Here is an 11412-nt window from a genome sequence, read left to right as displayed (position 1 = left end):
ATATGTTATAATAATTACTATTAAATAACTCGTAAAGGAGTGAGCAGAAATGCTCGCTCTTTTTATTGGAAATTTTTAGGAGGTTAATATTTGAGTGAAGTAGTCGATAGAGTAAAAGAAATTGTTGAACCAATTTTAGAAGAACATTCTTTTTACTTATATGATATAGAATTCTTAAAAGAAAATAAGAGTTGGTATTTACGAGTATATATTGATAAAAAAGGCGGAGTAACCATTGATGATTGTGTGATCATTAGTGATGAATTGAGTGAAAAATTAGATGAAATAGATCCGGATCCAATTCCACAAGCTTATTATTTAGAAGTTTCTTCACCAGGAGCCGAACGTGCTTTAAGAAATGATGAAGAGCTAAAACAAGCAATTGGTGAATACGTTCATGTATCATTTTATCAACAAATTGATGGTAACAAATTCTATGAAGGTACTTTAGAACAAGTCAATGATGATAATTTAGTTTTATCAAATAATAATAAAAAGTTTGAAGTTCCAAAAAGTGCGGTCGCAAAATCTAGACTTGCTATTAAATTTTAATAAAAGGGAGTAAAAGAATTATGAGTAAGGAACTTTTAGGTGCACTAACTTCATTAGAAGAAGAAAAGGGCATTAAAAAAGAGATTATTATTGAAGCTTTAGAAGCTGCTTTAGTTTCAGCTTATAAGAGAAATTATGGACAAGCTCAAAATGTGGAAGTTATTTTTGACAGTAAAAAAGGTGACTTACATGTTTATTCAGTTAAGAAAATTGTTAATGATGATGAACTTGAAGATGATCAACTAGAAGTTAGTTTAAGTGATGCTGTTCAAATTAATCGTGGTTATGAATTGGGCGACGAAGTTAAATTTGAAGTAACTCCAAAAAACTTTGGTAGAATTGCTGCCCAAACTGCTAAACAAGTCATCATGCAACGTGTTAGAGAAGCTGAACGTGAAATTGTATTCAACGAATACAGTAAGTATGAAGATGAATTAGTTACCGGTGAAATTGAACGCCAAGATGCTCGTTTTGTTTATGTAAATTTAGGCAAAGTTGAAGCGGTAATGGGTTTACGCGACCAAATGTCTAACGAAGTTTATCGTCCTCAAGATAAAATTAAAGTTTATGTATCTAAAGTTGAAAATGCTACTAAGGGTCCTCAAGTATTTGTAAGTAGAACTGCTCCGGGTATGTTGAAACGCTTATTTGAACAAGAAATTCCTGAAGTTTATGATGGTACTGTTGAAATTGTTTCAATTGCCAGAGAAGCTGGAGATAGAGCAAAAGTTTCTGTAAGATCAAATAATTCTGATATTGATCCAGTTGGTACAACCGTCGGACCTCGTGGCCAACGTGTTCAAACCATTGTAAATGAGTTGCATGGTGAAAACATGGATATTGTTGAATGGGATGCAGATGATGCTAAATATATTTCAAATGCATTGAATCCAGCTGAAGTTATTGCAGTTATCTTTGACAAAAATGCTGAAAGAAGTTGTACTGTAGTAGTTCCTGATCATCAACTATCATTAGCTATTGGTAAAAAGGGTCAAAATGCTCGTCTTGCTGCTAAGCTAACTGGTTATAAGATTGATATTAAACCAGAATCAGAAGCTCAAGAATTATTAAATTCGATTGCTAATGATGAAGTTAATAACTCGGTTGATACTAATAGTGACCAAGGATTTGATGAAGAGCACTATGTAGATGAAATTAATTCTGATCAAAATGAGAATGATTTTGAACAAGATGATATGAATTAAAATATTATTTTAGGAGATAGAATTAATGAAAAAAAGAAAAATTCCGATGCGTAAAGACGTTGTAACGGGTGAAATGGCTCCCAAAAAAGAATTAATTCGAATCGTTAGAGACCAAAATGGCGATGTTTCAATTGATGAAACTGGTAAAAAGTCTGGACGAGGAGCTTATATCTCTATAAATGTTGACATTGCTAAAAAAGCTAGGGATAAAAAGATATTAGAAAAAACTTTTTCAACTAGTTTAGACGATCAATTTTACGAAGATTTGATTGCGTATGTTGATCATAAACAAGCCAGAAAAGAGCTATTTGAAAATGGACAATAAGCAATCCGTTTTAAATTTTTTGGGTATTGCTAAAAGAGCTGGTAAAATAGTAACTGGACAAGATATTATTTTGAGCAATATTAAGAAAAATAAGGTCTATTTTTTATTCATTGCTAAAGATAGTGGTCAATCGACCATTAAAAAATTCAATGATAAGGCGAAATTTTATCAAGTTCCAGTTAACAATAATCTATCAAAAGATGAAATAAGTAGTGCAATTGGTGCTCAAAGGACTATGATAGGTATAACCGATCGTAAAATGTCACAAAAATTATCTGAAATTGTTTAAGCAAGAGGAGGATGATTATGAGTAAAAAAAGAATTTATGAGTTAGCAAATGAGCTAGGTGTGTCAAACAAGCAGGTTGTTGATGTGGCTAATAGCCACGGATTTAATGTTAAGAGTCACATGTCTTCATTAGATGAGGAACAAGTAAATCAGATTAAGCACGATTTAAATAAAAATACGAAATCTTCTGCTAAAAATAAAAAAGCAAATCAGATTTCTAAAAAAGAAGGTAAAATTATTACAAATCAAGATAATAAGCGTCCAACTAATAATGGACCACATAAAAATAATAGTAACAGTGCTTCAACTCGTACTAATTCAAATAATGGAAATAGTTCTACAGCTAAAAGTACTAATTTTAGAAATACTAACAACAGTAACAATCGTTTTGGTAATTCTAACAATAATTCTAACCATAGTAAGAAAGCCAATAAAAAACGTAATAAAAAACAATTTAAACAAAAAAATCAACGTATGAAACAAACTGAGCACCATGGAGCACCGGAACGTAAAGAACGTCCATTGCCAGAAGTTTTAGTTTATACTGATGGAATGAATGCTCAAGACTTAGGAAAACTTTTGCATCGTGAACCAGCTGAATTGGTTAAAAAATTATTTATGTTAGGTGTAATGGTTAACCAAAATCAATCACTTGATAAAGATACAATTGAAATATTAGCTGCTGATTACGGAATTGAAGCCGAAGAAAAGATTGAAGAAAACATTTCCGATATTGATAAAATGTTTGATGAAGAAATGCATAAATCTGATCATTTAGTTAAACGTCCTCCAGTAGTTACAATTATGGGACACGTTGATCATGGTAAAACCACTTTACTTGATTATTTAAGACACTCACACATAACTGCTGGTGAAGCTGGTGGAATTACTCAAGCAATTGGTGCATATCAAGTACGTAATGGAGATAATTTAATTACCTTCTTAGATACTCCCGGACACGCTGCCTTTACAGAAATGCGAGCACGTGGTGCTAATGTAACTGATATAACTATTTTAGTTGTAGCTGCTGATGATGGGGTAATGCCACAAACTGTTGAAGCAATTAATCATGCGAAAGCCGCTGGTACTCCAATTATTGTTGCTGTTAATAAAATTGATAAACCAGGTGCCAACCCGAACCATGTAATTGAACAATTAGCTGAATATGAACTAATTCCTGAAGCATGGGGTGGCGACACAATTTTTGTTAATATCTCTGCTAAATTAGGCCAAAATATTGATGAATTATTAGATATGATTGTTTTACAATCAGAAATGTTAGAGCTAAAAGCTGATCCTGATCAACCTGCAGTTGGTTCAGTAGTTGAAGCTCGTTTAGACCAAGGTAAAGGTTCAGTTGCTACTCTATTAGTCCAACAAGGAACTATGCACGTTGGAGATCCAATTGTTGTTGGTACTACATTTGGACGAGTTAGAACGATGACTAACGAACGTGGTAAAGATATCAAAAAAGCAACTCCATCAATGCCCGTTGAAATTACTGGGTTGAATGATGTTCCAGAAGCTGGGGATCACTTCGTTGTATTTGAAGATGAAAAATCAGCTCGTGCAGCTGGTGAAGCTAGAGCGAAAGAAGCTCAAATGCGTGAACGCCGTAAGACTAACCATGTTACTCTAGATAATTTATTTGATTCATTAAAAGAAGGCGAAATGAAATCTGTAAATATCGTAATTAAAGCCGATGTTCAAGGATCGGTTGAAGCTTTGGCTAACAGTCTTAGAAAAATTGAAGTAGAAGGCGTTCAAGTTAATATTATTCATACAGCTGTTGGGGCTATTAATGAAAGTGATGTATCTTTAGCAGAAGCTAGTGATGCTATTATTATTGGATTTAATGTCCGTCCTACTCCACAAGCTAAGGCTCAAGCTGAGGCTGATAATGTTGATATTCGATTACATCAAGTAATTTATAACGCTATTGATGAAATTGAATTAGCTATGAAGGGTATGTTGGAACCAACTTATGAAGAGCAAATTACTGGTAATGTAGAAGTTCGTGAAACTTATAAAGCTTCTAAAGTTGGTACCATTGCTGGTGGTATGGTTACTGATGGATTCATCCAAAGAGATAGCAAAGTGCGCTTAATTCGTGATGGTGTTGTTATTTATAGTGGCGAATTAAACAGTTTGAAACGCTTTAAAGATGATGTTAAAGAAGTTAAACAAGGATTTGAATGTGGTTTAACAATTGCAGATTATAATGACATTAAAGTCGGTGACGTTGTTGAAGCATACGTAATGAAAGAAGTTCCTGTCCAATAAACTGGAGGTAATTTGAATGGCACAATATCGTGTTGGTCGTTTGGAGCAAGAAATTCAAAGAGAAATTAATGATATCTTATTAAAAAGAGTAAGAGATCCACGGGTACAAGGAGTAACAGTAACGGGTGTTGAAGTAACTGGTGATCTTCAACAAGCAAACGTTTATTATAGTATCCTTTCCGACAAAGCTCATGATGGCCAAAAAACCGAACAAGGTCTTGAAAAAGCAACTGGTTTAATTAAAAAAGAGCTTGGTTCTAGACTAAGTATTTATAAAACACCAGATATTCATTTTAAGCGCGATGATTCTGTTAAATACGGAGATAAAATCGATCGTTTACTTAATGAATTAAATAGTAAAAAATAATAAAAAAGGTTTAACAGCAATCGCTGTTAAACCTTTTTTATTATAAATATGCTTGATAGAATAAAGTTCCAGCAAGTATAATTGCACCCAATGAAATGATGATTTTAAGTAATTTTATATTAGCATGGCGAACAATTATTGGTCCAAGATATCCGCCAATAAAGAAACCGCAACCTAATGGAATTATCCACGACCAAAGCAAGGTGGTATGTAAGCCATATACGATAGATGAAATAATATTCGCACATGCGAACGTAAAGTTTTTTTCAGCATTATAAGTAGCAAAAGAAAATTTACTAATTACTCCAAGTAATACTAGCATTAAAACACCGGCGGCTGCTCCAAAATAACCAGAATATACACCTACTAAGAAGACTCCGAAAAATGATAGAATTTCTGAACCGACACCGACATGATTGGGTCTTACAGGTTTAGGGAGTATCTCGGCAATAGCAGCAAATAAAATAAAAAATGGCACAATCTTTTTAAAAATATTTTCTGGTAAAACAAATAAGAGCAAGGATCCGCTAATACAACCGATTAGTGTAATTGGTAAAATTAAAGATAATTCTTTTTTGGATCCTTTGAGCTCTTTTAATGAAGCAAAAGTAGAACTAACTCCAGAAAATACCAATGAAACTGTATTAGTAACATTAGCTAAAATGGGTGATAATCCTAAAGCTAATAATGCCGGATAAGAAACTAAGGAAGCTAGCCCAGCGATAGTTTGACACAATCCTCCTAATATTCCAACGATAATTAAAATGGTAATTAACAAAACGTCATCTCCATAAAAGACTAATTAATATTTATTTTTATTATACGACTGCCTCGATATAAGTTTTAGTTTTTTTAAGTTATTAAATTGATTGTGTTATAATTTTAGCATGTATTTTAAAGGAGTTTAGTAATGAATGGAATAATTGCACTATATAAAGAACGTGGTATGACTAGTCATGACTGCATTAGTAGTTTGAGAAAAATTTTACATACCAAAAAAATTGGCCATACAGGTACGCTTGATCCTGATGTAGATGGGGTTTTACCAATTTGTGTTGGAACGGCCACAAAACTAAGTGAATTAATTATGAATTCTGGAAAAAAATATCGTGGTGAAATTACTCTAGGTTTTTCAACCACTACCGAAGATATCAGTGGAGAAATTATTGATAAGAAACCAATTCTAACCCCATTAGATAATGAACAAATTAATAGCTTATTAGAAAAATTAACTGGAGATATTGAACAAGTTCCTCCTATGTATTCAGCCGTTAAAATTAATGGCAAAAAATTATATGAATATGCTCGCGAAGGAATAGAAATTGACCGTCCTGCCCGCCTCATTCATATTAGTTATTTTAAACAAATTAAGGATTCATATTATGATGAAGTTAACCAAACTCAGACAATTTATTTTGAAGTTGGTTGCTCTAAAGGAACTTATGTAAGAACTTTGGCGGTTGATTTTGGTAGATTAATCAATGTGCCGTCAGTTATGTCTGACTTGACTAGAATTGAAAGTGGTGGATTTACCATTGCTGATACTTCAACTTTAGCTGAAGTTAAAGAAAAAATGGATAATGATGAAATTGTTGAAATACTACATCCACTGAAGGCTGCATTAACTAAATATCCCACTGTTTTAATTGATGACAATCTTTGGAATAATTATGTAGTAAATGGTGCTTTTATTAAACCTAGCTTACTTAATATCGATTCAAAAATAATTGCGTTAGAATATCAAGGTGATATCCAAGCACTTTATCAATTTGATAGTGAAAAGAACTTATATCGTCCATATAAAATGCTAAAAACTATTTAAAGTAGGTAAATAAAAAGATGAAAATTAATTTTTTACATCATCCATTAGATGAAACCCATAAATTTGAAGATCCTGTAGTTTTGGCTATGGGATTTTTTGATGGTGTCCATTTGGGCCATCAAGAAGTAATTAATACAGCTAAAAAAATTGCTGATGATTTAGGCGTTAAATTGGCTGTTTTAACTTATGATCACCACCCAGCTCTCGTATATAAAAAACTTTCTCAACATGATAAAAAATATTTAACATTAAAAGATGAAAAAATGCGTATATTTAAAGAGTTGGGTGTTGATCAAGTTTTTGTTGTAAATTATTCTTACAAGTTTCAAGATCAATCTCCACAGGAATTTGTTGATAACTACTTAGTTAGATTTAATGCGGTAACGGTAGTTGCTGGATTTGATCACACTTATGGAGAAAAAAGCATCGCTAATATGGAAAATTTAGCTTCACTAGCTAAAGGACGATTTGATGTGGTTACGGTAAATCCAATTCTAGAAAATGAAATCAAGGTAAGTTCTACTAATATTAGAAAAGCTTTAGACAAAAGTAATGTTACGTTAGCAAATAAGTATTTAGGACGAACCTTTCAGACTACCGGCTTAATTGTTCATGGTGATCAACGTGGACGAATATTAGGATTTCCGACTATTAATATTGAACACGATGAAAGACAGTGGTTACCAGGAATAGGCGAATATGTAGTCGAGGTAAAAATTGGGGACCGAGTTTATCAAGGAATGGGATCCATTGGTAGAAACGTTACCTTTGAACCCAATCGACCGGTTACTGTTGAGATTAATCTATTTGATTTCAATGAAAATGTTTATGGTGAAAATGTAACTATTAGATGGCATAAGTATTTAAGGGGAGAAATTAAGTTCGATAGTGCAGATGAATTAATTAAGCAATTACATCAAGATGAAATTGTTGCGAGAAACTTTTTCATTAATTAGCACTCTATCGGATTAATTGCTAAAAAATATTCAAAAAGCATTGACTCACCTAGATATTTTTGTTAAATTATAAGTGTGCCTTAGCACTGTTGATTATAGAGTGCTAATAAAGAGGTGATTTATATATGTTAACGGAAAGACAAAACACCATTCTTCAAATTATTATTCAAGAGTATACTAATTCTGGAGTTCCTGTCGGATCTAAGTTTTTGGCAAATAAACTGGCTAATAAAGTTAGCTCAGCAACTGTTAGAAATGAGATGGCAGTTTTGGAACAAATGGGTTTAATTTCTAAGACACATTTTTCATCAGGAAGGGTACCTTCAATTGAAGGTTATCGGTATTATATTGATAATTTGCTTCGTCCAGATCCCTTAGATACCAATGATGCTGATTTTATTCGCACCTCGTTTGATACTAATTTCAATCAAATTGATGAAATTGTTCAAGAATCAGCAAAGGTTTTATCAGATTTGACAAGTTATACTGCCTTAACAATAAATCCGGATCAAGGGAAAAATTTATCGCTTGGTAGGTTTCAATTAGTTAAGCTTGATGAACGGCAAGTAATGGCTATTCTAGTTACGGATACTGGTCAAGTTGAGAATAAAATTTTTCAATTAGATTATGCTCCTGCTGATGAGTTAAGAATTATTGTTAATATAGTAAATGATCAATTAGTTGGTCATTTGCTACCGGAAGTTTATCGTAAGTTAAATGTTGAATTACCAATTATTTTGTCTAGATATTTAAAAAGTCCAGACCGAATATTAGATACATTAAGTGAAATGCTAAATAACATTAGTCAAGATCATATTTTTGTAGGTGGTAAATTAAATTTACTTCAATTTTCGGAAAATCAAGACATTAAATATCTAAAGCCACTTTATCATTTATTGGATAACGGTAATGACATGTTTGATAGTCTTAAAGACAATAATGGCAGCGATGTACAAGTCAAAATAGGTTCTGAATTAAGCAATGAACTATTAAAAAACTATAGTATTATTACCGGTAAATACGATTTACAAGAATATGGTCATGGACTTATTGCAGTTTTAGGTCCAACCAGAATGCCATACTCAAAAGTTATTGGTATTGTTGAAGCAATGAAAAATGAAATGACAAAAAAAATTCTTGGTTATTATGGTAAATAATTAACCACGGGAGGCAATTGTATGGCTGAGGACAAGTCAAAAGAACTTCATGAAGAAGATGAAGTTAAAGAAGATGAAGTTTTAGACAATAACGATGAAACACAAGATGATCAACAATCTAAAATTGATGAATTAACTTCTAAACTTGATGAAATGGAAAATAAATTTCTACGTTCACAAGCAGAAATTCAAAATATCCAAAATCATGCAAAAAAAGAACAAACTAATTTGATTAAGTATGAAGGTCAAAAATTAGTGACTGAGTTATTACCAATCATTGATAATTTACAACGAGCATTAAGTGTTAAGGTTGATGATGAAAGTGGTAAGCAACTTAAAACGGGTGTACAGATGGTAACTGATCATTTGATTAAAGCCCTTAAAAATAACGGTGTTGAGGAAATTCAATCATTAAATCAGCCGTTTGATCCACAATTTCACCAAGCGGTTCAAACAATTGATGCAGATGAGAATAATCCAAAAGATACTGTTGTCCAGGTACTACAACCAGGATATCTCTTAAAAGATCGTGTTTTAAGACCAGCCATGGTAGTTGTAGCTCAATAATAAAAAATGAATGGAGAAATAAATTATGGCAAGTAATAAAATTATTGGTATTGATTTAGGTACTACTAACTCTGCAGTTGCAGTTTTAGAAGGTAACACTCCCAAAATAATTCCTAATCCAGAAGGTGCAAGAACTACACCATCTGTAGTTGCATTTAAGGATGGCCAACCACAAGTTGGTGAAGTTGCAAAAAGACAAGAAATCACTAATCCAAATACAATTGTTTCAATTAAGAGCCACATGGGTGAAGAAGGCTATACTGTTGATGTTGAAGGTAAAAAATACACTCCTCAACAAATATCAGCAATGATTCTTCAATACATTAAAGGCTTTGCCGAAGAATATCTAGGTGACACTGTTGATAAAGCAGTTATCACAGTACCAGCCTACTTTAATGACGCTCAACGTCAAGCTACTAAAGATGCTGGTAAAATTGCTGGTTTAGAAGTAGAACGTATTATTAATGAACCAACTGCTGCTGCATTGGCTTATGGTTTAGATAAACAAGACAAAGATGAAAAAGTATTAGTATATGACCTTGGTGGTGGTACTTTTGATGTTTCTGTTTTGGAATTAGGTGATGGTGTATTCCAAGTACTTTCTACTAATGGTGACACTCACCTTGGTGGGGATGACTTTGACCAACGCATTATTGATTGGTTAATTGATGGTTTCAAACAACAAAACGGTGTTGATTTATCTAAAGATAAAATGGCCTTACAACGTCTTAAAGATGCAGCTGAAAAAGCCAAAAAAGACCTTTCAGGTGTAACTGAAACAGAAATTAGTCTTCCATTTATTTCTGCTGGTGAAGCTGGACCTCTTCACTTACAAACTAATTTAACTAGAGCTAAATTTAATGAATTAACTGCAGACTTAGTTGAAAAAACTAAAGTACCTTTTGAAAATGCCTTAAAAGATGCTGGTTTATCTACTAGTGATATTGACCAAGTAATCTTAAACGGTGGTTCAACAAGAATTCCTGCTGTTCAAGAAGCTGTTAAATCATGGACTGGTAAAGATTCAAATAAATCAATTAACCCTGATGAAGCGGTTGCTTTAGGAGCTGCTGTTCAAGGTGGTGTTATTACTGGTGATGTTAAAGATGTTGTCTTACTAGATGTTACTCCGCTATCATTGGGTATTGAAACAATGGGTGGTGTGTTTACTAAGTTGATTGACCGTAATACAACTATTCCAACTAGCAAGTCCCAAGTATTTTCAACTGCTGCAGATAATCAACCAGCTGTTGATATTCATGTTTTACAAGGTGAACGTCCAATGGCAGCTGACAATAAAACCTTAGGTCAATTCCAATTAACTGATATTCCTGCTGCTCCAAGAGGAGTACCACAAATTGAAGTTACTTTCGACATTGATAAGAATGGTATTGTAAATGTTTCAGCCAAGGATAAAGGAACTGGTAAACAACAACAAATTACCATCAAAGATTCTTCAGGTCTTTCTGATGAAGAAATCGAAAAAATGATGAAAGATGCTAAAGAAAACGAAGAAGCAGATAAGCAACGTAAAGAATCTGCTGATTTAAATAATGAAGTTGACCAATTGATTTTCCAAACTGATAAGACTTTAGAAGATGTTAAAGGTAAAGTTTCAGATGATGAAATTGATAAGGCAACCGAAGCACGCGATGCTCTTAAGAAAGCACGTGAAGAAAACAAAGTTGATGAAATGAAAGCTAAGAAAGATGAATTAAGTAAAATTGTTCAAGATTTAGCCGTTAAATTATATCAACAACAAGAACAATCATCTGATACACAAGCTAATGATAATTCTGGTAACAACGATGATAATACCGTTGATGGTGATTTTAGCGAAGTTGACGACGATAAAAAGTAGTTAGTTTTTCTTAAAAAGCCAGGGTCCAA

The 11412-nt window shown here is 32.8% G+C and carries 12 protein-coding genes; 11 read left to right on the top strand and 1 reads right to left on the bottom strand.

Annotated elements, in window-relative coordinates; genetic code table 11:
• The first annotated feature begins 90 nt into the window (after positions 1 to 90).
• The 6 genes from rimP to rbfA are packed head-to-tail and all read left to right on the top strand — an operon-like array spanning position 91 to position 5020.
• Positions 91 to 552, top strand: coding sequence for a ribosome maturation factor RimP (rimP, locus tag LHL71_RS03670; protein WP_227360473.1), 462 nt, complete (start codon positions 91 to 93; stop codon positions 550 to 552).
• Between the two features lie 20 nt (positions 553 to 572).
• Positions 573 to 1757 carry a transcription termination factor NusA gene (gene nusA, locus LHL71_RS03665; RefSeq protein ID WP_227360472.1) on the top strand — a complete coding sequence of 395 codons (1185 nt, stop codon included), beginning with the start codon at positions 573 to 575 and terminating at the stop codon, positions 1755 to 1757.
• 25 nt (positions 1758 to 1782) lie between these two features.
• Positions 1783 to 2082, top strand: coding sequence for an RNase P modulator RnpM (gene rnpM, locus LHL71_RS03660; RefSeq protein WP_227360471.1), 300 nt, complete (start codon positions 1783 to 1785; stop codon positions 2080 to 2082).
• Positions 2072 to 2371: a L7Ae/L30e/S12e/Gadd45 family ribosomal protein gene (locus LHL71_RS03655; RefSeq protein ID WP_227360470.1), complete on the top strand. Its 300-nt coding sequence runs from the start codon at positions 2072 to 2074 to the stop codon at positions 2369 to 2371. The genes rnpM and LHL71_RS03655 overlap by 11 nt, the downstream gene beginning before the upstream one ends.
• Positions 2372 to 2388: 17 nt before the next feature.
• On the top strand, positions 2389 to 4653 hold the full coding sequence (gene infB, locus LHL71_RS03650; protein WP_227360469.1) for a translation initiation factor IF-2: 2265 nt from the start codon (positions 2389 to 2391) through the stop codon (positions 4651 to 4653).
• Positions 4654 to 4669: 16 nt separating this feature from the next.
• Positions 4670 to 5020, top strand: coding sequence for a 30S ribosome-binding factor RbfA (rbfA, locus tag LHL71_RS03645; protein WP_227360468.1), 351 nt, complete (start codon positions 4670 to 4672; stop codon positions 5018 to 5020).
• 40 nt (positions 5021 to 5060) lie between these two features.
• Here the strand turns inward: rbfA and LHL71_RS03640 are convergent, their stop codons facing one another.
• Positions 5061 to 5798, bottom strand: a complete 738-nt coding sequence (locus LHL71_RS03640; protein WP_227360467.1) for a sulfite exporter TauE/SafE family protein — start codon at positions 5796 to 5798, stop codon at positions 5061 to 5063.
• Positions 5799 to 5930: 132 nt separating this feature from the next.
• Between LHL71_RS03640 and truB the strand changes: the two genes are divergently transcribed.
• The 5 genes from truB to dnaK all read left to right on the top strand — a co-directional run bounded on the left by truB (position 5931) and on the right by dnaK (position 11383).
• Positions 5931 to 6842 carry a tRNA pseudouridine(55) synthase TruB gene (gene truB, locus LHL71_RS03635; RefSeq protein ID WP_227360466.1) on the top strand — a complete coding sequence of 304 codons (912 nt, stop codon included), beginning with the start codon at positions 5931 to 5933 and terminating at the stop codon, positions 6840 to 6842.
• 17 nt (positions 6843 to 6859) lie between these two features.
• On the top strand, positions 6860 to 7798 hold the full coding sequence (ribF, locus tag LHL71_RS03630; RefSeq protein WP_227360465.1) for a riboflavin biosynthesis protein RibF: 939 nt from the start codon (positions 6860 to 6862) through the stop codon (positions 7796 to 7798).
• A gap of 125 nt (positions 7799 to 7923) precedes the next feature.
• On the top strand, positions 7924 to 8955 hold the full coding sequence (gene hrcA, locus LHL71_RS03625) for a heat-inducible transcriptional repressor HrcA (protein ID WP_227360464.1): 1032 nt from the start codon (positions 7924 to 7926) through the stop codon (positions 8953 to 8955).
• A gap of 21 nt (positions 8956 to 8976) precedes the next feature.
• A complete protein-coding gene (grpE, locus tag LHL71_RS03620; protein ID WP_227360463.1) occupies positions 8977 to 9522 on the top strand; it encodes a nucleotide exchange factor GrpE in 546 nt (181 codons plus the stop codon).
• A 25-nt stretch (positions 9523 to 9547) separates the two neighbouring features.
• Positions 9548 to 11383, top strand: a complete 1836-nt coding sequence (gene dnaK / locus LHL71_RS03615) for a molecular chaperone DnaK (protein ID WP_227360462.1) — start codon at positions 9548 to 9550, stop codon at positions 11381 to 11383.
• Positions 11384 to 11412 lie beyond the last annotated feature (29 nt).

Source organism: Lentilactobacillus laojiaonis (assembly GCF_020616595.1).
Classification (GTDB): domain Bacteria; phylum Bacillota; class Bacilli; order Lactobacillales; family Lactobacillaceae; genus Lentilactobacillus; species Lentilactobacillus laojiaonis.
The sequence above is the reverse complement of the archived record's forward strand: the minus strand, read 5'-3'. Positions and strand labels throughout refer to the sequence as shown.